27 protein-coding genes are annotated in these 22,916 nt (G+C 51.9%); 16 read left to right on the top strand and 11 right to left on the bottom strand.

Going from position 1 to position 22,916, the window contains the following annotated elements:
- Nucleotides 1-4: 4 nt before the first annotated feature.
- On the top strand, nucleotides 5-1,333 hold the full coding sequence (locus tag FH755_RS09715; RefSeq protein WP_292440921.1) for a replication-associated recombination protein A: 1,329 nt from the start codon (nucleotides 5-7) through the stop codon (nucleotides 1,331-1,333).
- Between the two features lie 4 nt (nucleotides 1,334-1,337).
- On the opposite strand, the gene FH755_RS09710 is transcribed toward FH755_RS09715, so the two are convergent.
- The 3 genes from FH755_RS09710 to FH755_RS09700 are packed head-to-tail and all read right to left on the bottom strand — an operon-like array spanning nucleotide 1,338 to nucleotide 3,641.
- Complete coding sequence (locus FH755_RS09710) at nucleotides 1,338-2,090, bottom strand: class I SAM-dependent methyltransferase (RefSeq protein ID WP_292440920.1); 753 nt, start codon at nucleotides 2,088-2,090, stop codon at nucleotides 1,338-1,340.
- A complete protein-coding gene (locus tag FH755_RS09705; protein WP_292440919.1) occupies nucleotides 2,083-3,078 on the bottom strand; it encodes a cytochrome D1 domain-containing protein in 996 nt (331 codons plus the stop codon). Before FH755_RS09705 ends, FH755_RS09710 begins: the two co-directional genes overlap by 8 nt.
- Entirely contained in the window at nucleotides 3,078-3,641 is a 564-nt protein-coding gene (locus FH755_RS09700) for an SRPBCC family protein (RefSeq protein WP_292440918.1), read from the bottom strand. The genes FH755_RS09705 and FH755_RS09700 overlap by 1 nt, the downstream gene beginning before the upstream one ends.
- Nucleotides 3,642-3,849: 208 nt before the next feature.
- On the opposite strand from FH755_RS09700, the gene FH755_RS09695 reads away from it, so the two are divergent.
- From FH755_RS09695 to hisC, 10 genes are read left to right on the top strand one after another with little or no spacing between them, the layout of a single operon-like run.
- A complete protein-coding gene (locus FH755_RS09695) occupies nucleotides 3,850-4,668 on the top strand; it encodes an ATP-binding cassette domain-containing protein (RefSeq protein WP_292440917.1) in 819 nt (272 codons plus the stop codon).
- The gene (mlaE, locus tag FH755_RS09690) at nucleotides 4,665-5,447 is read left to right on the top strand and encodes a lipid asymmetry maintenance ABC transporter permease subunit MlaE (protein ID WP_292440916.1); all 783 of its coding nucleotides are present in this window, start codon (nucleotides 4,665-4,667) and stop codon (nucleotides 5,445-5,447) included. Before FH755_RS09695 ends, mlaE begins: the two co-directional genes overlap by 4 nt.
- A gap of 2 nt (nucleotides 5,448-5,449) precedes the next feature.
- Entirely contained in the window at nucleotides 5,450-5,917 is a 468-nt protein-coding gene (gene mlaD / locus FH755_RS09685) for an outer membrane lipid asymmetry maintenance protein MlaD (protein WP_292440915.1), read from the top strand.
- A complete protein-coding gene (locus FH755_RS09680) occupies nucleotides 5,917-6,555 on the top strand; it encodes a phospholipid-binding protein MlaC (protein WP_292440914.1) in 639 nt (212 codons plus the stop codon). Before mlaD ends, FH755_RS09680 begins: the two co-directional genes overlap by 1 nt.
- The gene (locus tag FH755_RS09675; RefSeq protein WP_292440913.1) at nucleotides 6,552-6,866 is read left to right on the top strand and encodes an STAS domain-containing protein; all 315 of its coding nucleotides are present in this window, start codon (nucleotides 6,552-6,554) and stop codon (nucleotides 6,864-6,866) included. Before FH755_RS09680 ends, FH755_RS09675 begins: the two co-directional genes overlap by 4 nt.
- Nucleotides 6,867-6,879: 13 nt before the next feature.
- Nucleotides 6,880-7,104 (top strand): BolA/IbaG family iron-sulfur metabolism protein, encoded by a 225-nt coding sequence (locus tag FH755_RS09670; RefSeq protein ID WP_292440912.1) that lies wholly within the window; start codon nucleotides 6,880-6,882, stop codon nucleotides 7,102-7,104.
- Between the two features lie 26 nt (nucleotides 7,105-7,130).
- Nucleotides 7,131-8,411, top strand: a complete 1,281-nt coding sequence (murA, locus tag FH755_RS09665; RefSeq protein WP_292440911.1) for a UDP-N-acetylglucosamine 1-carboxyvinyltransferase — start codon at nucleotides 7,131-7,133, stop codon at nucleotides 8,409-8,411.
- Nucleotides 8,411-9,055, top strand: a complete 645-nt coding sequence (hisG, locus tag FH755_RS09660) for an ATP phosphoribosyltransferase (protein WP_292440910.1) — start codon at nucleotides 8,411-8,413, stop codon at nucleotides 9,053-9,055. Before murA ends, hisG begins: the two co-directional genes overlap by 1 nt.
- Nucleotides 9,048-10,349 (top strand): histidinol dehydrogenase, encoded by a 1,302-nt coding sequence (hisD, locus tag FH755_RS09655; protein ID WP_292440909.1) that lies wholly within the window; start codon nucleotides 9,048-9,050, stop codon nucleotides 10,347-10,349. The genes hisG and hisD overlap by 8 nt, the downstream gene beginning before the upstream one ends.
- A gap of 2 nt (nucleotides 10,350-10,351) precedes the next feature.
- Nucleotides 10,352-11,407 (top strand): histidinol-phosphate transaminase, encoded by a 1,056-nt coding sequence (gene hisC, locus FH755_RS09650; RefSeq protein ID WP_292440908.1) that lies wholly within the window; start codon nucleotides 10,352-10,354, stop codon nucleotides 11,405-11,407.
- Here the strand turns inward: hisC and FH755_RS09645 are convergent.
- Nucleotides 11,404-12,072: a DUF4124 domain-containing protein gene (locus FH755_RS09645; RefSeq protein WP_292440907.1), complete on the bottom strand. Its 669-nt coding sequence runs from the start codon at nucleotides 12,070-12,072 to the stop codon at nucleotides 11,404-11,406. The two genes, hisC and FH755_RS09645, sit on opposite strands and share 4 nt — an antisense overlap.
- A 31-nt stretch (nucleotides 12,073-12,103) precedes the next feature.
- Between FH755_RS09645 and FH755_RS09640 the strand changes: the two genes are divergently transcribed.
- Complete coding sequence (locus FH755_RS09640) at nucleotides 12,104-12,859, top strand: sulfite exporter TauE/SafE family protein (RefSeq protein ID WP_292440906.1); 756 nt, start codon at nucleotides 12,104-12,106, stop codon at nucleotides 12,857-12,859.
- Here FH755_RS09640 and pyrE read toward each other — a convergent pair.
- The 6 genes from pyrE to FH755_RS09610 all read right to left on the bottom strand — a co-directional run bounded on the left by pyrE (nucleotide 12,856) and on the right by FH755_RS09610 (nucleotide 17,451).
- Nucleotides 12,856-13,497 carry an orotate phosphoribosyltransferase gene (gene pyrE, locus FH755_RS09635; RefSeq protein ID WP_292440905.1) on the bottom strand — a complete coding sequence of 214 codons (642 nt, stop codon included), beginning with the start codon at nucleotides 13,495-13,497 and terminating at the stop codon, nucleotides 12,856-12,858. The two genes, FH755_RS09640 and pyrE, sit on opposite strands and share 4 nt — an antisense overlap.
- Nucleotides 13,497-14,093 carry a methionine biosynthesis protein MetW gene (metW, locus tag FH755_RS09630; protein ID WP_292441000.1) on the bottom strand — a complete coding sequence of 199 codons (597 nt, stop codon included), beginning with the start codon at nucleotides 14,091-14,093 and terminating at the stop codon, nucleotides 13,497-13,499. The genes pyrE and metW overlap by 1 nt, the downstream gene beginning before the upstream one ends.
- A 2-nt stretch (nucleotides 14,094-14,095) precedes the next feature.
- Nucleotides 14,096-15,244, bottom strand: a complete 1,149-nt coding sequence (locus FH755_RS09625) for a homoserine O-acetyltransferase (protein ID WP_292440904.1) — start codon at nucleotides 15,242-15,244, stop codon at nucleotides 14,096-14,098.
- A 68-nt stretch (nucleotides 15,245-15,312) separates the two neighbouring features.
- Complete coding sequence (locus tag FH755_RS09620; protein ID WP_292440903.1) at nucleotides 15,313-15,879, bottom strand: YggT family protein; 567 nt, start codon at nucleotides 15,877-15,879, stop codon at nucleotides 15,313-15,315.
- Nucleotides 15,872-16,705: a pyrroline-5-carboxylate reductase gene (proC, locus tag FH755_RS09615; RefSeq protein WP_292440902.1), complete on the bottom strand. Its 834-nt coding sequence runs from the start codon at nucleotides 16,703-16,705 to the stop codon at nucleotides 15,872-15,874. Before proC ends, FH755_RS09620 begins: the two co-directional genes overlap by 8 nt.
- Before the next feature lie 50 nt (nucleotides 16,706-16,755).
- Nucleotides 16,756-17,451, bottom strand: a complete 696-nt coding sequence (locus FH755_RS09610) for a YggS family pyridoxal phosphate-dependent enzyme (RefSeq protein WP_292440901.1) — start codon at nucleotides 17,449-17,451, stop codon at nucleotides 16,756-16,758.
- A 91-nt stretch (nucleotides 17,452-17,542) separates the two neighbouring features.
- On the opposite strand from FH755_RS09610, the gene FH755_RS09605 reads away from it, so the two are divergent.
- From FH755_RS09605 to FH755_RS09595, 3 genes are all read left to right on the top strand, one after another.
- On the top strand, nucleotides 17,543-18,580 hold the full coding sequence (locus tag FH755_RS09605) for a type IV pilus twitching motility protein PilT (RefSeq protein ID WP_292440900.1): 1,038 nt from the start codon (nucleotides 17,543-17,545) through the stop codon (nucleotides 18,578-18,580).
- A gap of 9 nt (nucleotides 18,581-18,589) precedes the next feature.
- Nucleotides 18,590-19,732, top strand: coding sequence for a PilT/PilU family type 4a pilus ATPase (locus tag FH755_RS09600; protein WP_292440899.1), 1,143 nt, complete (start codon nucleotides 18,590-18,592; stop codon nucleotides 19,730-19,732).
- 205 nt (nucleotides 19,733-19,937) lie between these two features.
- Nucleotides 19,938-20,741 (top strand): OmpA family protein, encoded by an 804-nt coding sequence (locus FH755_RS09595; RefSeq protein WP_292440898.1) that lies wholly within the window; start codon nucleotides 19,938-19,940, stop codon nucleotides 20,739-20,741.
- A 60-nt stretch (nucleotides 20,742-20,801) separates the two neighbouring features.
- Here the strand turns inward: FH755_RS09595 and FH755_RS09590 are convergent, their stop codons facing one another.
- The gene (locus FH755_RS09590) at nucleotides 20,802-21,599 is read right to left on the bottom strand and encodes a DUF2927 domain-containing protein (protein WP_292440897.1); all 798 of its coding nucleotides are present in this window, start codon (nucleotides 21,597-21,599) and stop codon (nucleotides 20,802-20,804) included.
- 585 nt (nucleotides 21,600-22,184) lie between these two features.
- On the opposite strand from FH755_RS09590, the gene FH755_RS09585 reads away from it, so the two are divergent.
- The gene (locus FH755_RS09585) at nucleotides 22,185-22,550 is read left to right on the top strand and encodes an antitoxin Xre-like helix-turn-helix domain-containing protein (protein WP_292440896.1); all 366 of its coding nucleotides are present in this window, start codon (nucleotides 22,185-22,187) and stop codon (nucleotides 22,548-22,550) included.
- Nucleotides 22,551-22,916 lie beyond the last annotated feature (366 nt).

Raw genomic sequence — 22,916 nt, 5'->3', positions numbered from 1 at the left:
ACTCGTGAGTTTATTTGATCAAGTCGAAGCCGATCCGGCCAGCCGTCCGCTGGCGGATCGGATGCGCCCCAAAACCCTGGATGAGTATATTGGCCAGACGCATTTACTGGGCGCCGGCAAACCACTGCGACAGGCCATTGCCTCGGGCCATCCGCACTCGATGATCTTCTGGGGCCCTCCCGGCACCGGTAAAACCACGCTGGCCAAGCTGATTGCCGGTTATTGTGACGCCGAGTTTATGACGATTTCCGCAGTGCTGGCGGGTGTCAAAGAGGTTCGTGCTGCGGTGGCGCGGGCACAGCAACTGCAGCAGGAGCAGGGCCGTCGTACGATGCTGTTTGTGGATGAGGTGCATCGTTTCAATAAATCCCAGCAGGATGCTTTTCTGCCTTATGTTGAGGACGGTACTTTTACCTTTATCGGTGCCACAACCGAAAACCCGTCGTTCGAACTCAATAACGCCTTATTATCGCGGGCCCGGGTCTATGTGCTGAAATCGCTGGAAGCTGCCGATTTGCGACAGATCATTGACCGGGCAATGGTAGACAAAGAACTGGGCCTCGCTGACCGCGGTATCAGTATTTCGGAGGCTTTACGCGATCAACTCGCACAAACTGCGGATGGCGATGGCCGCCGGGTATTGAATCTGCTCGAAATCGCCGTCGATCTGGCTGACAGTAAAGGCCAGACTGAAGTCGATGAAAATGATCTGGCTGAAGTCCTGTCGGGTACGATTCGCCGTTTCGATAAAGGTGGTGAAGCCTTTTATGATCAGATTTCGGCGCTGCACAAGTGCGTGCGCGGATCGGCGCCGGATGCGGCGTTATACTGGTTGTGCCGGATGATCGATGGGGGCTGTGATCCGGTCTACCTGATGCGACGCATTGTACGTATGGCAGTGGAAGATATCGGTAATGCAGACCCGCGCGCATTGCGCATTGCGCTGGATGCCTGGGAAAGTTTCGACAAGCTGGGTAGTCCCGAAGGTGAACTGGCAATTGCCCAGGCCGTGGTTTATCTTGCCTGCGCCCCGAAAAGTAATGCGGTTTATGTCGCTTTCAAGGCGGCAATGAACGATGCCAAAACCCATGGCAGTGCTGAAGTGCCGGTACACCTTCGCAATGCGCCGACCAAGCTGATGAAGGAACTGGGTTACGGCAAGGAATACCGCTATGCCCATGATGAGCCCGATGCTTATGCGGCGGGTGAGCAATACTTTCCTGATTCAATGCGCGACCGCAGCTACTACGAGCCGGTCAACCGCGGTCTGGAAATCAAAATTGCCGAAAAGCTGGCGCGCTTACGGGAACTGGATAAACAATACAAGGGTTGACTGTTCAGACTGTTGGGTAAATATCAAAGCGGGTATTTTTACTCTGAACACTGGCGGCGGGTTTCTGGTCACCAACAAATTCTGCCCCTTTGGGGCGTTTAACCACGACCCGTTTGCCGGCTTTGCTGCGGGCTGCAGAGAGCAGTTCCGCACTGTCTATATCGACACCGACCAACTGGTGCAGCAACTGCATTTCCTTTTTGACCAAAGCGGATTTTTCGCGGCCGGGATACATCGGATCCAGATAGATAACATCAGCCTTGAGATCCGATTCAGCCAGTAATGTAATCGCATTACCCTGGTAAAGCCGCATCCGATCAGCAATCTCTCTAATTGCAGGCTCAGCAGCGGCGCGCTGCAACGCATCCTCGATTAACAGACTCAGTACCAGATTCTGCTCGATCAGCGTGACCTGGCAGCCCAGGCTGGCAAGCACAAAGGCATCACGGGCGAAACCGGCAGTAGCATCAATGATACTGGGTGTCTGACCCTGCTTGAGGCCAACCGCACGGGCAATTGGCTGACCACGTCCGCCGCCAAACTTGCGGCGATGATCATATTTGCCGCTGCTGAAATCGATAGAGAAAGGTTTGTTGAATGCCGGTGCTTTGAAGGCGAGCCCGTGTTCAGACAGCCACAGTTGATTCTCCTCTGGCAGAGGAGCTGACAGCACAAGGCCCAGGCGATCAGCCAGGGCCTGTGCAGGGCCGATCGCCGGGTCATCCAGTGCGACAATAGAAGTAGGTGTCTCAGTCAAGCGTCGTAATAAACTCACCGAACGCGCGGCTGCCTTGTGCAGCTTTAATGGTATCCAGCGTTTTTTCGGTCATGGCATCAATCACTGAGACAGTTCCATTACCCCAGTTGGCGACATAAACCAGGCTACCGTCAGCGGAGGTGTCGATACCTTCCGGCGTGTCTTCGACATCAACCGTATTGGTGACCTGATTCGTTTCTACATCAATGATCGAGATTGTGCTGTCATCCTGGTTGGTGACATAGAGTTTTTTGCCGTCAGGGCTGACGACAGCACAATAAGGCCATTCACCGACCGGAATGGTGGTCACCACTTCGGCAGTTTCAGTATCAATCACACTGACATTACTGCTTTGCACATTGACGGTATAAATAAAGCGACCGTCGGGCGTTATTGCCATCCCGAACGGTGATTTGCCAACACTGATGCTGCGAACGACCTGACCGCTGTTGAGATCAACAAAGGCCACGGCATTGTCGTCACGGTTTGCCACATAAAGCCGCTGCTGACTTTCATCCAGCACCATGCCGGCTGGTGATTGACCGACTGCGATGGTCTGACTGATTTCACCGGATTCAGGGTCCAGCACACTGATATGATTGTCGTACCAGTCAGCGACATAGACCTGTTCGCCCTGACTGTCAGCCACAATGCCGACCGGTCCGCTACCGATTTCAATCTGGCGCAGTTCTTCAAGCGTCTGTAAATCAATGACAGATACCGTACGGCTGTCCGGGTTACTGACAAAGGCTCTGTTGCTGCCGGGACTGACAGCGATACCTGCAGGCGCATCACCGACATTGATTTCCTTGATGACTTTACCGGCGTGAACATCAATCACACTGACATTGTCAGCCAGTTGATTGGTAATCAACGCATATTGTTTGTCTTCACCAAAGCAGCCCGTGAGCGTCAGGGCCAGGGTCACAAAAAAGGCGACCCGAAACCGGGTCGCCTTTTGAATAGGCTGATTCAGCGTGAACAGCATTATTTTTCCAGAATGGCTTTCAGGTTGTTCAGACCTGCTGTGGCAACACCTTCAATCGCTTTCACAGCATCCTCATCACTCTGACCTTCAGGCACCGGCGGGTTGGCCATGAAGGAACGATAGAATTTCGCTTTCCAGGTAACTTCAGACCCACTGTCTTTGGGTTTAACACTCAACCAGGCTTTGTAGTTTTTGACTGGCAAAGTGTAATAAGGTGTTTCCTGGCTGTTAAACTCAATAGTTTTGACAACACTCATCTCTTCAATGGTGTAGATCATCATCATTTTTTCGTTGTCGATTTTGTCCAGTTCTTCAGTGATAGTCGGATTACCTTCCGCTTTCAGGGTCAGAACACGGATGTTGTCTTCTTTCATCTCGGTGCTGGCGATGGCAGGGTGCCAGTTATGCAGACCACCGAAATCACTCACAACTTCCCAGACTTTTTCCGGGGCAGCGTTAATGAATACGGTTTCTTTGACCTGCTGACGAGTCGGGCCGTGCGCTGCAGCCAGCATAGGCACTACCATCATGGCAGTCGCAAAGAATTGTAAAAACTTCTTCATCATATCTCTCCGATTTATTATGAATGCGTAAAGGAAATTAGCACATGAAGTCTGAACGGAATCTGAACAGAAGCCAATGTGAATTATTCCCTTAAGACCAAAAACTGGTGTGCACACTCTAGCCGATAAGCCTGCATTTTTCCATAAGCCAATTTGACTTAGTGTGGCTTATTCACCAAAATTAACGACCTTTCATTCTTGACTGATAATGCTGGAGAAACGCGTGCCACTGGTAAAGATCAGGGACTTGCACTTTTATCGTGGTAACCGTGCCATCTTTGAAGGCGTCAACATCGATATTGAGCGCGGCAAAGTCACGGCTATCATGGGCCCGAGCGGTACCGGCAAAACCACTTTATTAAAACTGATAGGTGGCCAGCTACGTCCTGACAAGGGAACGATCGAAGTTGACGGTCAAAACGTCCATAAACTTTCACGCTCCGATCTCTACGAGCTGCGTAAACGGATGGGCATGCTGTTTCAAAGTGGTGCCTTGCTGACCGACCTCACTGTTTACGACAATGTCGCTTTCCCGCTCAGAGAACATACCGACCTGCCCGAGTCGATGATTCGCGATTTGGTACTGATGAAATTGCAGGCGGTGGGTTTACGTAATGCCCGCAATCTGCAGCCGGCTGAACTGTCCGGAGGTATGGCGCGTCGCGTCGCCCTGGCGCGTGCTGTGACGCTGGAACCAATGATGATCATGTACGATGAGCCGTTTACCGGCCAGGACCCGATTTCAATGGGGACACTGGTAAACCTGATTCATCGTATTAATGATGCGATGGGTTTAACCAGTATCGTGGTGTCACATGACGTCGAGGAGACGGCTGAAATTGCTGACTACATCTATCTGCTATCCGACGGCAAGATTATAGAGCATGGTTCCCCGGTGCTACTGCGTGGGTCCGGCTCCCAATGGGTACAGCAGTTTATGCATGGCTACCCGGACGGTCCGGTGCCGTTCCATTATGCCGGCCCGGACTTTGAAGAAGACTTACTCAAGCCAGAGGAATATGCATGATTAACCTGATTCGGAGTCTCGGCCGCTGGGGGCTGGGCACGTTTGAGCGTCTGGGGCGAGGGCATTTGTTTCTGTTGCATATCCTGGCGGGTGTCCCGGGCCTGTTTCTGCGTTTTTCTCTGGTCATCCAGCAGGTGTATTCCGTCGGCGTACTGTCACTGCTGATTATCCTGGTTTCCGGCCTGTTCGTCGGTATGGTGCTCGGCCTTCAGGGGTATAATACGCTGGTGGATTTCGGCGCCGAGGAGTCTCTCGGTGTGCTGGTCTCGCTATCATTGGTTCGTGAACTGGGCCCCGTGGTTAGTGCCCTGTTGTTTGCCGGTCGTGCCGGTTCAGCGTTGACGGCAGAAATCGGCCTGATGAAAAGCACTGAACAATTGTCAGGTATGGAAATGATGGCGGTGGATCCAATCCGCCGTGTCATTGCGCCGCGTTTCCTGGCTGGTCTTCTCTCCATGCCCCTATTGGCGGCGGTCTTCAGTGCGGTCGGTATTATCGGGGCCTTCCTGGTAGGCCATGGTCTGCTGGGGGTCGATGACGGTGCTTTCTGGTCTCAGATGCAGGCCAAGACAGATTTTTACGATGACATTCTTAACGGGGTCATCAAAAGTGTGGTGTTCGGGTTTGTTGTAACCTGGATCGCTTTGTTTGAAGGGCATGATGCCACACCGACCTCGGAAGGGGTCGGAAGAGCAACAACGCGCACCGTGGTGCACTCTGCGTTTGCGATTCTGGGGCTGGACTTTGTGCTGACTGCGTTGATGTTTGGAGATGAATAAAAATGATGCAGAATAAGAGTACCGAAATTATTGTCGGGATGTTTGTTGCCGTGGGGATCGCTGCCCTGTTCATGCTTGCCATGAAAGTCAGTAATCTGGGCGACTTCACCGATGACGCCGGTTACCAGGTGACTGCGGAATTTGAAAATATCGGTGGTCTCAAGGTTAGAGCTCCGGTGACAATGGCAGGGGTACGCGTGGGCCGGGTTGCAGCGATCAATCTTGACCCGACTACCTACAATGCCGAAGTGACCATCAATATGTACTCCCAGTTTGATACGATTCCACTCGACACTTCAGCCAGCATCTACACCGCCGGCCTGTTAGGGGAACAATACATCGGTCTGGTCGCCGGTGCGGAAGAAGAATTTTTACAACAAGGGGATGTCATAGACTTAACCCAGCCTGCGCTGGTGCTTGAGCAGGTAATCGGACAATTCCTCTATAGTAAAGCGGAAGGTGACGAATAATGACCATGCTGAACAAATTTTTGATGCAATCGCTATTGATGCTGTCAGCCTTAACGCTGGCTTTCAGCCCTTTGACCGTAACGGCAGAAGCGATGTCTGAGCCACAGGCGCTGGTGAAAAAAGCGTCCGATGATATGCTCAAAGCACTCAAGGATAACGAAGCCGAGCTGGAAGAAAATCCTGACAAAATCTACGACCTGGTTGAAGCGATTCTGATGCCGCATTTTGACTTTGAAAAAATGTCGAAACTGGCATTGGGTAAAAACTGGCGTTCAGCTGATGCTGAGCAGCGTGAGCGCTTTGTTGAAGAGTTCCGTTTGCTGCTGATCAGAACTTATTCAACAGCCATGCTGGAATACACCGACGAAGAAATCAAAATGTTGCCGTTTCGTGATGATCTGAGCCGTAAGCGTGTCACCGTTCCGATGGAAGTGGTTCAGAAAGGAGGGCCGTCTATCGGTATGTCTCTGTCTCTGTATCAGAACAAACAGGATGCCTGGAAGGTGTATGACGTCAAGATTGATGGCATCAGCCTTGTCACCAATTATCGCTCCAGCTTTGCCAATGAAATCCGTAGCGGTGGTATGGATCAGCTGATTAAGAATCTGGCTGAGCGTAATCAGAAAGTCAAAGCATGAGTGATTTATTCAGTATCAGGTTTGACGCTGACAGTCAGGCCTATAACGTCAGTGGTGAGCTGACACTGGCAACCGCAAAAGCCGTGCTGTCAGAGTCGACGCGTCTGTTTGACAATGCCGCCAGACTGGATATCGATCTTGCCAATGTGACCCGCGCCGACAGCGCGGGTCTGGCTTTACTGGTGGCTTGGATGCGGCAGGCCAGAGTAGGCAATAAGCCTATTCAATTTCAGCACGTTCCTTCACAGATGCTGGCGATTGCCAAGGCCAGTGGTCTGGACGATATTTTACCCGTTAAACAGCAAACCTAATTGATAATTTGATATGAAAGCCTCTGAAATAAAAGCCCTGATCGAAGCAGGTCTGCCCGATGCCGATGTTGAAGTGAAAGGGGATGATGGTCAGCATTTCGATGCTGTAGTGGTCAGTCCTTCCTTTGTCGGCAAAAGCCTGATCGAACAACACAAAATGGTCAAAGCGACTTTAGGTGACCGTTTCACCAGTGGCGAATTGCACGCGCTGGGTCTCAAAACCTCTGCCCCCCGCTAAGCTAACGCGAGCCTGAAAACGAAAACATGGATAAATTGATCATCAACGGTGGCGTCGCGCTTGACGGCGAAATCCGTATCTCCGGTGCCAAAAACGCCGCGTTGCCGATTCTGATGGGCGCGCTGCTGGCCGACTCCCCGGTGCGTATTGGTAATGTCCCGCATCTGCACGATATTACAACGACGCTGGAACTGCTGGGACGCATGGGGGTGTCGCTGACGGTTGATGAACGTTCCGGTGTGGTTATCGATCCCAGTACGCTGACTGATACCGAAGCGGCTTATGATCTGGTTAAAACCATGCGGGCATCGATTCTGGTACTGGGTCCGTTACTTGCCAGGTACGGCAAGGCCGACGTTTCGCTGCCCGGTGGTTGTGCCATCGGTTCGCGGCCGGTAGATCTGCATCTTCGCGGGCTGGAACAGATGGGTGCTGATATCCGGGTGGAAAATGGCTATATCCGTGCAACCAGTGGCAAGGGGCTGAAGGGTGCCCATATTTTCATGGATCAGGTCACCGTGACCGGTACCGAGAATCTGATGATGGCGGCGACGCTGGCTCAAGGTACCACGATTATTGAGAATGCGGCGCGTGAACCTGAAGTTGTTGATCTGGCGCATTATCTCAATAAAATGGGCGCCAAAATAAGTGGTATCGGTACGGCGACGCTGATCATTGAAGGGGTCAAATCACTTAGCGGTGCCGAATACAAAATCCTGCCCGATAGAATTGAAACCGGCACTTATCTGGTTGCTGCGGCGATAACTCGCGGTCGGGTCAAGCTGAAAGATACCGATGCCAATCAGCTGGAAGCCGTGCTGCTAAAACTGGAAGAAGCCGGTGCTCATATCGGCGTGGGTGATGACTGGATTTCGCTCGATATGAAAGGCAATCGACCCAAAGCCGTTAATATCCGTACCGCGCCTTATCCGGCTTTCCCGACCGATATGCAGGCCCAATTCACGGCGCTCAACAGTATTGCCGAGGGCCAGGCGACCATCGTTGAAACCGTCTTTGAAAATCGGTTTATGCATGTGCAGGAAATGCAGCGCATGGGCGCGCATCTGCAAATTGAAGGTAATACCGTGGTCTGCAAAGGCAGGGACTTTCTGACTGCAGCGCCGGTGATGGCAACCGACCTCAGGGCCTCAGCCTGTCTTGTGCTGGCCGCACTGGTGGCAGAGGGTGATACGGAAGTAGAACGTATTTATCACATTGATCGTGGTTATGAGTGTATTGAAGAGAAGCTACAGCAACTGGGGGCCCGTATCCGCCGCATACCCAGCGCTGTCAGGAGGGCAGTCTAGTGTCTGATGCTTTGACGCTGGCGTTGTCCAAAGGGCGTATCTTTAAGGAGACCCTGCCTTTGCTCAAGGCAGCCGGTATCGAGCCGCTGGATGATCCGGAAACCAGCCGAAAACTGATTCTGGAAACCAATCAGCCTGATGTGAACCTCATTATCGTTCGCGCTTCTGATGTGCCAACCTATGTCGAGTATGGCGGTGCTGATATCGGTGTTGCCGGTAAAGACGTGCTGATGGAACATCCGCATGCCGAGCTTTATGAACCGGTGGATTTGAAAATTGCCTGTTGCAAGCTGATGACAGCCGGTAAACCGGATGTGCCGGTTTCCAATGGTCGGCTTAAGGTCGCTACCAAATTTGTCGAAAGTACCCGCCGTTTCTATGCCGAGAAAGGCGAGCAGGTGGAAATCATCAAGCTTTACGGCTCGATGGAACTGGCACCGCTGGTGGGACTTGCCGACCGGATTGTCGATGTTGTTGATACCGGTAACACACTGCGCGCCAACGGTCTGGTACCGATGGAACATATCGCGGATATCAGCTCCCGTTTAGTAGTCAATAAAGCGTCGATGAAAATGAAGCACAAGCGGATCCAGACTTTTATCGAACAAATCCGCAATGCAGTTAGAGAACAGAATAATGGTTGATATGAAACAGTTGGATGCTTCACAGGCTGATTTCTGGCCGCAGTTGGAAACCCTGCTGGCCTGGGAAGGCGTGTCTGATGACAAGGTAACGACCATAGTCAGGGAAATCCTGGCTGCGGTTAAAGCAAATGGTGATTCGGCGGTGATCGAATACAGCCATCGTTTTGATCGGGTTAAGGCCGAGACGATGGCCGATTTGGAAATCTCACTGGATCGTGCCAGGGCGGCGCTGGAGAATATTCCGCAGGTACAACGGCAGGCGCTGGAAGCCGCGGCTGACCGGGTTAGACAGTATCATGAACATCAGAAGCAGGAATCGTGGAGTTATACCGAGGCTGATGGCACCGTACTGGGACAACAGGTTACACCATTGGATCGCGCCGGACTTTATGTGCCCGGCGGCAAGGCGGCTTATCCTTCTTCGGTATTGATGAACGCGATACCGGCTAAAGTCGCCGGTGTCGGTGAACTGATTATGGTGGTACCCACCCCGGACGATGAAGTCAATGAACTGGTGCTGGCTGCTGCCGCAGTTGCCGGTGTCGATCGCATTTTTGCCATCGGTGGCGCCCAGGCTGTCGCAGCCTTGGCTTATGGCACCGAAACCATCCCGCAGGTCGATAAAATTGTCGGACCGGGGAATATTTTTGTCGCCACAGCCAAGGGCATGGTGTTTGGCACGGTCGGCATTGATATGATTGCCGGTCCGTCAGAAATTCTGGTGATTTGTGACGGCAAAACCGATCCCGATTGGATTGCGATGGACCTGTTCTCACAGGCCGAGCATGATGAAGATGCGCAATCGATTCTGATTTCGCCGGATGCCGATTTCCTGGAGAAGGTCAAAGCAGCGATTGAGCGTTTGCTGCCGACCATGGAACGCAAAGAGATTATCACCACTTCGCTGCAGAATCGTGCTGCGCTAATCCATGTCGAAAGCATGGACAAAGCTATCGAAGTGGCTAACTTTATTGCCGCCGAACATCTGGAATTATCCGTCGACGACCCGATGGAAATGGCCAAGAAAATCCGCCATGCCGGTGCGATTTTCCTGGGGAGATACACACCTGAAGCTTTGGGTGACTATTGTGCCGGCCCCAACCATGTGTTGCCGACCTCACGGACCGCCCGTTTTAGTTCGCCACTGGGTGTCTATGATTTCCAGAAGCGCTCCAGCCTGATTCAGGTTTCGGAAGACGCGGCACAGAGTCTGGGTAAAGTGGCCTCGGTACTCGCTCGCGGCGAGAGTCTGACCGCACACGCGCGTAGTGCTGAATATCGTCTAAAGGATTAAACATGAGTCGCTACTGGAGCGCCTTTGTTCACAATCTGCAGCCCTATGTGCCGGGTGAACAGCCGAAGATGGCCAATCTGGTGAAGCTGAATACCAATGAGAATCCCTACGGGCCGTCACCCAAGGTATTAGAGGCGATTCAACTGGGCGTCAGCGATCGTTTGCGTCTCTATCCCGATCCGACTTCGCGTGAGCTGAAGCAGACGATTGCGGATTATTACAAGGTCAATACGGCCAATGTGTTTATCGGTAACGGTTCTGATGAGGTGCTGGGACATATTTTTCATGCCTTGTTTCAGCATGAACCGCCGCTGCTGTTTCCGGATATCACCTATAGCTTCTATCCGGTTTATTGCCAGCTGTATAAGATCGATTATCAGACCATACCGCTGACGGCGGATTTCCAGATTCATATTGATGATTATCTGCGTGATAACGGCGGTATTATTTTCCCCAATCCCAACGCGCCCACCGGTTGCCTGTTAAGCGTGGCCGAGATTGAACGTCTGTTGCAGAACAATCAGGATTCGGTCGTCGTGGTGGATGAAGCCTATATCGACTTTGGCGGTGAAACGGCGATTCCGCTGACGCAGCGGTATCCTAATCTGCTGGTGACCCAGACTTTGTCCAAGTCCCGCTCACTGGCCGGCATGCGGATTGGTTTTGCGGTCGGTCATGCCGATTTGATTGAAGCCTTGGTGCGGGTCAAGGACAGCTTTAATTCCTATCCACTGGATAGTCTTGCCGAGGCCGCCGGTATCGCCGCCTTTCGTGACAGGACGCATTTTAAAGAGACCTGTGACAAGGTGATTCAGAGCCGCGACAAGGTCACAAGGGGGCTTCAGGAACTGGGCTTTGAAGTCTTACCCTCAGCAGCCAATTTTGTATTTGCCCGTCATCCTCAGCACGATGCGGCTGATTTGGCGGCTGGTTTGCGTAAAGAGGGTATTATTGTCCGCCACTTCAACAAGCGGCGGATTGACCAGTTTTTGCGTATCACCATCGGCACGCCAAGCGAAAACCAGCATCTGCTGTCAGTGATTGATACGCTGGTCTAGTCCTGCGGGGACTCAATGCCTCGAAGTCGCCTAAAGCGTTCCAGATCCTGCTGGTACTGGACCCTTAATTTCTCGATTTCCGCCTGATACTTTTCCATTGCCTGTTTGCGCACACGGATTTCTTCCTGTGCGGCATCCAGTCGTTTTTGCATATTGGTCGTAATCTTACCGCCACTCAGTTCACGTTCAGCGGCTTCTTTCTGCACGGTTTCCAGCCGTTGCTGCAACTTGGGCAGTTTTGCCGACAGTAAATCTATCTGCTCCTGGCGATAACCGATATCCCTGTCCCGAGCTGCAATCAGGTCCGCTTCAGTAGAATAAGTCAGCAGCAGGGTACGATCATACTGATACTGTTTCTGCCTGGCTTCCTCATCCTGCCTTGCTTCGAGTGCCTGCTGACGCTGGCGCTCCGCTTCACGGGCCTGCTCTGCTTTTAATGCTTCTATCTCATCTTCAGTGGGCGCCGGAGATACTCGTTCAATCAGACGCATGGTCTTATCATCAATGATGTCATAGCCCTTCTGGGCCGCCTCCGGAGGCAGGCTGCGACTCAGCGTCAGCACGCCGTTTTCATCAGGGTAGCGGTAGAGTTGACCGGCCTGAACACCGAAAGCAAAAAATACAAGGACAGAGATGCTGTGACAAAGGAATTTACGTATCATCATGGCCTTCATTCTAAAGTGAGTTCGCTGAAAGTTGAACCTGATTGACCAATTTATCCTGTTTCTGGTGTCATTGGTAGCCAATACCTTCTCGGCTTTCAGTGGTGGCGGTGCCGGATTGCTGCAATTCCCGGTACTGATTTTTCTGGGGCTCAGTTTCGGGGTGGCTTTGGCAACGCATAAAGTGGCCAGTGTGGCATTGGGGCTGGGTGCGGTATTGCGTTACCTGCGAAGCAGTCATCTGGAACGGCAGTTTGTCCTGCTGATGCTTATCAGCGGCCTGCCCGGCGTGGTGCTGGGCGGCAGTGTGATTCTGCAGGTGCCGGATCGCTGGGCTGAAATCGCACTGGGTCTGCTGACCGGCGGTCTCGGTCTGTATTCGATGCTGAAAACCGATCTCGGTCAAAACTATAGCCCCAGCCACCGTGATCGTCGCGGGCTTTTACTGGGCGGGCTGATGTTATTTTTTCTGGGCTTTCTGAACGGCTCGCTGACTTCAGGAACTGGCCTGTTTGTCACGATCTGGCTGGTAATGTGGTTCGGTATGGATTACCAGCGGGCCGTTGCCTACACACTGATTCTCGTCGGCTTGTTCTGGAATGGGACCGGCGCAGTAACACTGGGCATTCTCGGTGATATCCGCTGGGACTGGTTACCGGCTTTGCTGCTGGGCTCACTGCTGGGTGGTTATCTGGGTTCGCATTTGGCCATCAAACACGGCAACCGCTGGATTAAACGGGCTTTTGAGATCATCACCCTGCTGGTATCAATCAAACTGATACTGGGCTAAACGCCGTAACGGTCGCGGTAGGCTTTGACGGCAGGCAGGTGTTGACCCAGTTCGGGGCTGTCCTGCAGATAACCCAGCAGATCGTTAAGCGAAATGATATTGAGCACCGGAATGTTGTGCTCGGCCTGCACTTCCTGAATCGCTGACAAATCCCCCTGTCCCCGTTCCTGACGATCCAGCGCAATGACCACGCCGGCAGGCTCGGCGCCGGCGGCGCGAATAATGTCGACCGATTCACGTACCGAGGTGCCGGCGGAAATGACATCGTCGATAATCAGCACTTTGCCCTTTAGTTCGGCACCGACAAGTTGACCGCCTTCGCCATGATCCTTCACTTCCTTGCGGTTGAATACATAGGGCAGATCGCGACCATGCTGGTCCGCCAATGCGACGACGGTGGTCGAAGCCAGCGGAATGCCCTTGTAGGCGGGACCAAACAGGACATCAAACTCAAGTCCGGACTCGGCAATAGTGCGGGCATAGAAGCGGCCCAGACGAGCCAAGGCGGCGCCACTGTTAAACAGACCACTGTTAAAGAAGTACGGGCTCTGACGGCCCGACTTCAGCGTGAATGAGCCAAATTTTAATACCCCGGTCTGCAGGGCAAACTCAATAAATTCGCGTTGATAGTCTTTCATTAGTCTTTTTGTTGTTGCACCAGATAAACCGCGATTTGTCCGAACAGGTTGGGCAGAAGGCGGATACCGAGGCTGTCTTTATGTTCGTGATTGACGATGCTGTGGTTGAGCACAGTCAGATTATTGGAGGCGCAGAGCTGTTCAAAATCCTTGATCGTACACAGATGAATATTCGGTGTTTCATACCAGGCATTAGGCAGCGCCTTGGACACCGGCATACGACCGCCCAGCGCCAGCTGCATACGGCACTGCCAGTGACCGAAGTTGGGAAAGCCGATAATGCCTTTCTTACCCACCCGCACAATCTCTCTGAGCAGGAAGTCCGGTCGTTTGATGGCCTGCAAGGTTTGCGACAGAATCACAAAGTCAAAGCTCTGATCGGCGAACTGGGACAGGCCTTCATCAAGGTCAGCCTGTAGTACGTTGATACCGGCACGAATACAGTCGGCAAATTTGCTGTTATCGATTTCAAGACCGTAGCCGGTGATATGGCGCTCTTGCAGATGGTTAAGCAGGGCGCCGTTACCACAGCCCAGATCCAGTACTTTAGCGCCGTCCGGTATCCAGTCGCTGATGATTTGCTGATCGAGTCGCAAACTCATGCTGCCACCTCCGCTGCAATTTGCTGCATATAGGTACCGAAGATATCGAGATAGCGCGGGATAGGCATCAGGAAAGCATCATGCCCCTGATGCGCTTCAATTTCGGCATAGGTGACCGGCTTACCGGCGGCGAGCAGGGCATTGACAATCTCTCTGGAGCGTACCGGTGAGAAACGCCAGTCGCTGGTAAAGGACATAACCAGGGCTTTGGCTTGGATATTGGCCACGGTCCGGGTCAGGTCGTCATCAAACTCTTTGGCCGGATCAAAATAATCCAGTGCCTTGGTCATCAGCAGATAGGTATTGGCGTCAAAACGTTCGACAAAGCTGGTGCTCTGGTAACGCAGGTAGCTCTCAATCTGGAATTCGACATCGTAGCCGTACTGAATGGCGCCACTGCGCAGTTCACGACCGAATTTCTGACCCATGGCTTCATCGGAAAGATAGGTAATATGCCCCAGCATGCGAGCCAGACCCAGCCCCTGCCGCGGCAGGGTATTAAAGCGCATGTAATCGCCGTCGTGAAAATCCGGGTCGGACTTGATCGCGGTCCGGGCCACCTCGTTAAAAGCGATATTCTGCGCTGATAACTTGGGCGCTGCCGCAATGATCACCGTATGCCGGATCCGTTCCGGCAGGCTGATGGCCCATTGCAGCGCCTGCATGCCACCGAGGCTGCCACCGATGACGGCCGCCCACTGGCTAATACCCAGCTTGTCGGCCAGCACGGACTGACTGCGCACCCAGTCGGGTACGGTCACGATAGGAAAGTCCGGTCCGTAACATTCGCCGGTTTCAGGGTTGATGGTGTTGGGACCGCTTGAGCCTTTGCAGCCGCCGAGGTTATTCGGACACACCACAAAAAAATGGTTGGTATCAATCGCCTTGCCGGGGCCGATCGCGGTATCCCACCAGCCAGGTTTACGATCATCCATGGAATGATAGCCGGCAGCATGATGGTCGCCGGATAAAGCATGGCAGATCAGCACGGCATTGCTGTGATCAGCGTTGAGTTCACCATAGGTCTCGTAGACCAGATCATAGCTGGACAAGGTGCGGCCACAATCCAATTTCAACGGCGAGTCGATATGCAGTGTGGCGGGGCTTACCAAACCAACGGAGTCGGCTGGTATCGATTCCGGCATAAACGGTTGATTCCTGTAAAAAAAGCGATAAGTCTAATCAGACTGGGCGCTGAGCGCAATAATGACAATTAAATACGACCGGTCAGTAAAGGCATGACCAGCATCGATAGCACCTGCAGTCCCAGTATGACAAATAATGGCGATAAATCGACGCCACCCAGTGGCGGAATCAGTCGCCGCACCGGTGTCAGCAACGGCGCATTCATGCGCTGGACCAGCGGGGCTACCGGGTTATAGCTTCCGGGTGGTGTGACCCAACTGAGAATGACCTCGATAATAATACTGACGGTAAAAATACTGATAAACAGAGAAAATAGCTCGGCAGCAATCAGGCTCAGCCACAGCAGTCCGCTTGGCAAGGCGCCGGCAATCAGGCCGACGATGACAAGCTTGAGTAAGGTCACGGCAATCAGCAGGACAATGGTGGCGGTATCCCAGCGACCCATGGCCGGCAGGAACTGGCGCAGGAATTTCACCGGTACCTGAGTGGCTTTGATGATGAACTGTACCAGCGGATTGTGGTACTCCCAGCTTGCCCATTGCATGACCAGCCGCAGCGCCACCACGACCATGTAGAGATAAAACAGCGTTTCAACAATAAAAATCAGCGGATTGGCAAAATAACCGTTAGTCATAGTCCTGTCCCAGTTGATCAGCAAGTTCCCCGGCACGTGATGCGGCTGCACTCAGTGCTTTTTTGAAGGTGCCGCGTAAATCTTCATCTTCGAATACATTCAATGCCCGTTCGGTGGTGCCGCCTGGCGAGGTCACCCGCTGGCGCAGCACACAGGCAGACTCATCACTTTCCAGTGCCATTTTAGCTGCGCCGAAGGCGGTTTCCAGCGCCAGCAGGCGGGCAGTTTCCTCAGGCAGGCCCAGATCCATTCCGGCCGTCTGCATGGCTTCCATCACCAGGAAGAGATAGGCCGGGCCACTCCCTGACAGGGCAGTGACAGCGTCCATCTGTTGTTCATCCTTGACCCATAATGCCAGACCGACAGCGCGCAGGATGGATTCTGCCAGTTCATGCTGGGCGTTGCTGACATGGGCATTGGCGCACAGTGCAGTGGCGCCGGCACGGACCAGGGACGGTGTATTGGGCATAGCCCGAACTACTGCAGATTCCGGGTGACCAATCCAGCGGCTGATATCGTCGAGCCGAATTCCTGCGGCGATGGAAATCAGCAGTTTATTCTGCTGCCAGTGCGGCGCGAGTTCGCGGCAGACCTGTTGCAGTTGTTGCGGCTTAACCGAGAGAATTACAACGTCCGCATTGGCGATAGCTGCGGCATTTTCAGTGAAAGTTCGCACCGGGAAGCGTGCGGATAATTGTTCCAGACTCTCGGTGCTGGGGTCGGCGACATGAATTGATTGTGCCGCAAAGCCATTATTAACGAGACCGCCGATGAGGCTGCGGGCCATGTTGCCGCCGCCGATAAAAGCGAGCGTACAGTCTTTCATTTAAACCCCTTCCTTTATTTGAGTTGCCTTGTCCGTCAGTGTAAAGCTTATTAAGCCTGACGGGTATCACGCTGACCAAACAGCGCGGTGCCGATTCTTACCATCGTGCTGCCCTCGGCAATCGCCGCATTCAGATCACCGGTCATGCCCATCGACAGTGTATCGATACCCTTGAAGCGCTGCTGCAGCGAATTGAACAAATCCTGTGCCCGTTTAAAACTGTCTCGCTGTGCTAATTCTTCACTGTGCCTGGCGGGAATGACCATCAATCCCCGCAGTGTGAGTCTATCCAGTTCAGAGATGGCTTCGGCAAGCGGCAGCACCTTGTCAGCCGTCACACCCGATTTAGTATCTTCCTCATCAATATTAACCTGAATACACACATTCAACGGCGGCAGGCTGTCTGGCCGCTGTTGGTTCAGCCGCCGGGCAATCTTGAGCCGATCCACGCTTTGCGCCCAGTCAAAGCGGGCAGCGATATCACGGGTTTTATTGGATTGAATGGGGCCGATAAAATGCCATTCCAAGTCAAGATCAGCGAGCGCATCCATTTTTTCCAGCGCTTCCTGCAGGTAATTTTCGCCGAAACACTGCTGACCTTCTTCAGCAACCAGCCGCAGTTTCTCAGCCGGCCAGGTTTTACTGACTGCCAGTAATGTCACCGAGCCGGGAGTCCGGCCGGATTCTTGTTCTATCAGCCTGATATTGTCTTTAATAGCGTGGAAACGCTTTTTTATCTCAGTCATCTTGCAAGCCCGAAGTCAGCGCGCTACTTTATGTTTAATCGCTTCGACCGTTAAAGCGCATAGATTACACCAATCAGTAAAGGGAACGTGGATGGATATCACCGAATTGCTCGCCTTCAGCGTCAAGAATAAAGCTTCCGATTTACATATCTCTGCTGGCGAACCACCAATGATCCGCGTCGATGGCGATGTGAAGCGAATCAATTTGCCGCCAATGGAACATAAAGAAGTCCACGCCATGGTGTATGACATCATGAACGATAAACAGCGTAAGGATTTTGAAGAGTTTCTGGAAGCCGACTTTTCATTTGAAGTTCCCAACATGGCGCGGTTCCGGGTCAATGCCTTTAACCAGAACCGTGGCGCGGCCGCGGTCTTCCGGACCATTCCTTCCGAGGTCTTGACGCTGGAAGATCTGAATGCACCGGAAATCTTCAAAACCATCTCGGATAATCGCCGCGGCATCGTACTGGTCACCGGTCCGACCGGTTCCGGTAAGTCAACGACATTGGCCGCCATGGTGGATTACCGTAATGAAAAAGACAACGAACATATTCTGACCATCGAAGACCCGATTGAATTTGTGCACCAGAGTAAGAAATGTCTGGTTAACCAGCGTGAAGTACACCGCGATACATTGGGCTTCAGTGAAGCCCTGCGCAGTGCATTGCGTGAAGATCCGGACATCATCCTGGTCGGCGAGCTGCGTGACCTTGAAACCATCCGTCTGGCGCTGACTGCGGCGGAGACCGGCCACTTGGTATTCGGTACCCTGCATACGTCCTCGGCAGCCAAAACTATCGACCGGATTATCGACGTCTTCCCTGCTGCGGAAAAAGATATGGTGCGTTCTATGTTGTCAGAGTCATTAAGGGCCGTTATTTCCCAGACGCTGATGAAAAAAGTGGGGGGCGGCCGCATTGCAGCCCATGAAATCATGATTGGTACACCGGCGATCCGGAATCTTATCCGTGAAGACAAAGTACCGCAGATGTATTCCGCGATTCAGACCGGCGGGGCTCTGGGTATGCAGACACTGGATCAATGTCTGCAGGATTTGGTACGCCGACAGCAGGTGACCAAGCAGGAAGCCCTGCCGCGTGCTGTTAACAAAGACCTGTTCCGCTAGGAGTTCACGATGGAAATCGTCACTATTCTAAAAGCCGCCGTCAAACACGACGCCTCAGATATCTTTGTCACTGCCGGCCGGCCGGTAACGCTGAAGGTCAACGGCCGTATGGCGACATTGTCCCAGGAAGCGCTGACAGATGATGAGGCCAGGGATCTGGTGCTGAGCACCATGTCCGATGAACAGAAGAAAGTTTTTGAACGTGACAAGGAATGTAACTACGCCCTGGAAACCAAGGGGGCAGGCCGTTTCCGTGTCAGCGCCCTGTTCCAGCGTAACCGCGTTGCGATGGTGTTGCGCCGTATCAAGGATGAAATCCCGACCATTGAAGAACTGCATGTGCCGGAAATTATCAAAGAGCTGGCCATGACCAAACGCGGGCTGGTGATTTTTGTCGGTGCCACCGGCAGTGGTAAATCGACTACGCTGGCAGCAATGATTGGCTATCGTAACCAGAACAGTACCGGGCATATTCTCAGTATTGAGGACCCGATTGAGTTCGATCATAAACATGCCGGTTGTGTCGTCACTCAGCGGGAAGTCGGAATCGATACCGATTCTTATGAAATCGCACTGAAAAATTCATTGCGGCAGGCTCCGGATGTCATCATGATCGGTGAAATCCGTTCACGTGACACAATGGATTACGGCATTGCCTTTGCCGAGACCGGTCATCTTTGTCTATCGACGCTGCACGCCAATAATGCCAACCAGGCGATGGACCGGATTATCAACTTCTTCCCCGAGGAACGGCACAGACAGCTGTTTCTGGATATGTCGCTGAACCTGAAAGCGGTGGTCGCGCAGCGCCTGATACCTAAAAAAGACGGCAGTGGCAGGACAGTTGCGGTCGAAGTATTGTTGAATACCCCCCTGATCGGTGACCTGATCGAAAAAGGCAAAGTGTCTGAAATCAAGGATGTCATGAAGCGGTCGCGGGAGTTGGGCATGCAGACTTTTGATCAGGCGGTTTACGATCTTTATAGAGCCGGAGAGATTTCTTATGAGGAAGCTCTGAAGAATGCCGACTCAGCCAATGAGGTCCGGCTGATGATCAAGCTGGGCGCGGAATCCGGCGAGTTGCCGGAAGACGAATCAATTCAGGGACTGTCACTTGAGCCAGAAGACTCGGGGATTATCGGCAGAATGTAGTTTGTCGCTTTTTTGCGACATTAAAAAGCGAAATTATGGAAATTTATTAGACGTCGCTTGAAATCAGGTCTATTATGTAGTCAAACTACAACAGTCCGATATCAGTCGTGCACAAGCGTATGGCGATATCAATTTCATTTTTCAATCAATAATTAATAAGGAAGGCAAAATGAGACTATCAGGCAAATTTTTTGCTGCTCTGTTCATGGCAGCTTTGTTAGCTGGTTGTTCTGGCCCCGCCAAACGTGATGCGGGCAAAAACTTCATGTGCGCCGCTGGTGGTGCACTCGTCGGTGGTGCTGCAACTGCCGCTGTTGACGGTGGTTCAGGTGTAGCCGGTGGTGCCGCAGTAGGCGGTATGCTGGGTCTGTTGCTCTGCCCTCAGGAAGCTGAGGCCAAAGAGCCAGTGACTGAAGAACCTGTCTGTGCCGTTGAACCACCACCGGGTGCGTTGCTTGACCAGAATGGCTGTGCCTATGATACCGATGGTGACGGTGTCTACGATGGTATCGACCTGTGCCGTAACACCCCGGAAGGTGTAACTGTTGATCGTGTTGGTTGTCCGCTGGACTCTGACAATGATGCCGTTGCTGACTACCTCGACCTGTGTCCAGGTACTCCAGAAGGTGTCATCGTTGACCAGGATGGCTGTCCACTGCCAGGTGAAAACCTGCTGACTCTGACAGACGTTCATTTCGAGTTTGATAAAGCAACACTGACTCCTGCAGCAAAAGACACGCTGGAAGAAGCGGTAACCCTGTTGAAAGAAACTGACCAGATCGTTGAAGTACGTGTTGAAGGTCACACTGACAGCATTGGTACCGAAGCTTATAACCAGGACCTGTCACAACGTCGTGCGCAGTCAGTAGTTGATTACCTGACTTCACGTGGTATTGATGGTCGTTACCTGGTACCAGTAGGTCTGGGTGAAAACTTCCCGATTGCTGACAACAACACCGACGCCGGTCGTGCACTCAACCGTCGTGTGGAGTTTGATGTTAACCAATAACAAGTAAACAGCAAATTCACTATGATAAGGGCCCTGCTTGCAGGGCCCTTTTTTTGTCTGTCAGTTGAGCCAGTTTTCAAGGCTGTCTTGTTGAACTGCTTGTTCAGCCGAGTCAATCAGCGATACAAACGCAGGACGGGATAAAATCAGCTTGAGCTGCTGGCGAAGCGAAACCTGATCCATGCCAGCTTTGATGGCCGGTTCATAAAGTAGTTTCAGTAAGACATAATCCAGCCCGCTCAGAAAATCATTGAATGAGCGATCATTGAATATAGACGGGTAAACACGGCTTGAATCATTGACCAGACCCAGCACCTGGGTCAGTTCTTCCACTACACAACTCATCAACTTGCCATGCGCCCGGGCCCGGTCGACCGGGATCAGCACACTGGCCGCTTTGATCTCTCCCTGAGGCGATGCCATGACCCGGGCTACGCAGACACTGTCATGAATGATTTGTTGACGAAATTGTTTGTTATTGAGCCCCAAATCCTGCAGCAGCGCCTGATCTAAATCCTTTTCCGAACCGAAGATAATGCGTAGATTCGTCTTTTGGGGGTGAGTCGAAGGTTTGATATCCAGTCCGGTAATCGCTGACAAATGGTGCAAATGCTGCGATACCATGCGTTGATGTAATGCTTCGTCAGCAGTCCGGTCGTCAATCAGATAGCGGATCGGGCTCAGCCACTTACTGAGCTTGCCATGATGGCCGCCGTGCTCGCGGTCAAGCGTGATCTCTATAAAACTGTCTGAGATGTAGTCGGCTTTTTTCCAGTGAGCTTGCTCCGCCAGGGCTGACGTTGTCAGCGCGGTGAATAAAAACAGGGAGGGCAGCCGCAGTGTGGTCAATGATTTCATAGCCGCAGTGTAGAGTTAAGCGGCGCTGACAGCAAAAAAGGAATTTATCCTATAGTGGTAAAAAGCGGACAAGACTATGCTGAGGATAACTGATATAGCTTTATTAGTTTTCCTCTATGCCGCTGCGGGCTGCCCGTGGCGGTTTTTTTATGAGCGGGAAAAATGGCGCGCCCGACAGGACTTGAACCTGTGACCCTCGGCTTCGGAAGGTGAAAAATCTACATGTATAGTGATTTATGAAAACTGTCCCAAAGGTCTAATAGATTGCCATTAAATGTATGTAAATTTCTGAAAAAGTTGAAGATTATTGGATGTAGATTTACGACAATTAGTGTCAACTAGGCTTTTTGAAAAGTCACGAAAATTAATCCCAAATGTAAAATTGTCGTTTATGGTGTCACGGACCTACCTTAAAAATTTGACCATTAGCCTGATGATGGATGAGTTATAGATGCTAGATAATGTGTGGACGTGTTCGTGTGTAAAACATTGGTAGTGACAAGCTAGGCAATACTTAATTGCGTGAACATTAATACAGGTGGTAAAAATCTAAACAAGGGCTTTGATTCGGTGAGGTAATGGAGCATGAATGTTAATGAACAAACACAACCTGAGAAAGGTTTAGTTTTGTTAAAAGCATTACTCAATGCATCTGATGAAATTGGACTTAACTCATCTGAGCTCTCAGATGCGCTTGGGGTAGAGCACTCGTCATTCAGTGAAATGGAAACAAAAGGGAGTATAGACCTCAATTCAAAAGAGGGTAAGAGAGCGCTTTATATCATCGACATCGCCAGGAAATTATCCATTCTCACAAGCGGTGACAAAGACTGGATGCGAGCATTTATGCATTCAGATAACAAAGGAACTGGAGGCATTCCTGCCAAACAAACCGCCACGCTAGATGGACTTGTGAAAATTGTAAGGTATCTTGATGGGATGAGTGGTTAGCGTTAATCGTATGGATAGGTTGCTGAACTAACTGTTTCTAGTTTTTGCAACTGATGTAATTTCTATAGTTGTACTAATTAAGACCTGATCATCCTCTGAGCATCATCATCTAGTTCCTTTTTGCAAATTTTTTCGCTGATGGAACCTTTCCAGTCTCTTTTTAAATGGTTCGACAGTGTAAGCTTGGGGACTCTCTTTTAGCGCTCTCCAATCGACCCAAAAAGCGTAAAGAGCAATTATGACCTGCTCCCCGCTTTCTAATCCACGAATAACTTAGTAATGTTCATCACTGAAAAGGAAGATGAGCATGAAAAAACGATTTACAGAAGAACAAATCATCCGGATTTTGAAAGAGGCCGAAGCAGG

It is taken from the genome of Methylophaga sp., assembly GCF_009711715.1.
Lineage (GTDB): Bacteria > Pseudomonadota > Gammaproteobacteria > Nitrosococcales > Methylophagaceae > Methylophaga.
This window is presented reverse-complemented; position numbering and strand designations above follow the sequence as displayed.

Excerpts from the sequence above, each read along its gene's own strand:
- FH755_RS09705 (WP_292440919.1), bottom strand. The coding sequence starts at position 3,078 with ATGCTGTTCACGCTGAATCAGCCTATTCAAAAGGCGACCCGGTTTCGG.
- FH755_RS09700 (WP_292440918.1), bottom strand. The coding sequence starts at position 3,641 with ATGAAGAAGTTTTTACAATTCTTTGCGACTGCCATGATGGTAGTGCCT.
- FH755_RS09695 (WP_292440917.1), top strand. The coding sequence starts at position 3,850 with ATGCTGGAGAAACGCGTGCCACTGGTAAAGATCAGGGACTTGCACTTT.
- mlaE (WP_292440916.1), top strand. The coding sequence starts at position 4,665 with ATGATTAACCTGATTCGGAGTCTCGGCCGCTGGGGGCTGGGCACGTTT.
- mlaD (WP_292440915.1), top strand. The coding sequence starts at position 5,450 with ATGATGCAGAATAAGAGTACCGAAATTATTGTCGGGATGTTTGTTGCC.
- FH755_RS09680 (WP_292440914.1), top strand. The coding sequence starts at position 5,917 with ATGACCATGCTGAACAAATTTTTGATGCAATCGCTATTGATGCTGTCA.
- FH755_RS09675 (WP_292440913.1), top strand. The coding sequence starts at position 6,552 with ATGAGTGATTTATTCAGTATCAGGTTTGACGCTGACAGTCAGGCCTAT.
- FH755_RS09670 (WP_292440912.1), top strand. The coding sequence starts at position 6,880 with ATGAAAGCCTCTGAAATAAAAGCCCTGATCGAAGCAGGTCTGCCCGAT.
- murA (WP_292440911.1), top strand. The coding sequence starts at position 7,131 with ATGGATAAATTGATCATCAACGGTGGCGTCGCGCTTGACGGCGAAATC.
- hisD (WP_292440909.1), top strand. The coding sequence starts at position 9,048 with ATGGTTGATATGAAACAGTTGGATGCTTCACAGGCTGATTTCTGGCCG.
- hisC (WP_292440908.1), top strand. The coding sequence starts at position 10,352 with ATGAGTCGCTACTGGAGCGCCTTTGTTCACAATCTGCAGCCCTATGTG.
- FH755_RS09645 (WP_292440907.1), bottom strand. The coding sequence starts at position 12,072 with ATGATGATACGTAAATTCCTTTGTCACAGCATCTCTGTCCTTGTATTT.
- pyrE (WP_292440905.1), bottom strand. The coding sequence starts at position 13,497 with ATGAAAGACTATCAACGCGAATTTATTGAGTTTGCCCTGCAGACCGGG.
- FH755_RS09625 (WP_292440904.1), bottom strand. The coding sequence starts at position 15,244 with ATGCCGGAATCGATACCAGCCGACTCCGTTGGTTTGGTAAGCCCCGCC.
- FH755_RS09620 (WP_292440903.1), bottom strand. The coding sequence starts at position 15,879 with ATGACTAACGGTTATTTTGCCAATCCGCTGATTTTTATTGTTGAAACG.
- proC (WP_292440902.1), bottom strand. The coding sequence starts at position 16,705 with ATGAAAGACTGTACGCTCGCTTTTATCGGCGGCGGCAACATGGCCCGC.
- FH755_RS09610 (WP_292440901.1), bottom strand. The coding sequence starts at position 17,451 with ATGACTGAGATAAAAAAGCGTTTCCACGCTATTAAAGACAATATCAGG.
- FH755_RS09605 (WP_292440900.1), top strand. The coding sequence starts at position 17,543 with ATGGATATCACCGAATTGCTCGCCTTCAGCGTCAAGAATAAAGCTTCC.
- FH755_RS09600 (WP_292440899.1), top strand. The coding sequence starts at position 18,590 with ATGGAAATCGTCACTATTCTAAAAGCCGCCGTCAAACACGACGCCTCA.
- FH755_RS09595 (WP_292440898.1), top strand. The coding sequence starts at position 19,938 with ATGGCAGCTTTGTTAGCTGGTTGTTCTGGCCCCGCCAAACGTGATGCG.
- FH755_RS09590 (WP_292440897.1), bottom strand. The coding sequence starts at position 21,599 with ATGAAATCATTGACCACACTGCGGCTGCCCTCCCTGTTTTTATTCACC.
- FH755_RS09585 (WP_292440896.1), top strand. The coding sequence starts at position 22,185 with ATGAATGTTAATGAACAAACACAACCTGAGAAAGGTTTAGTTTTGTTA.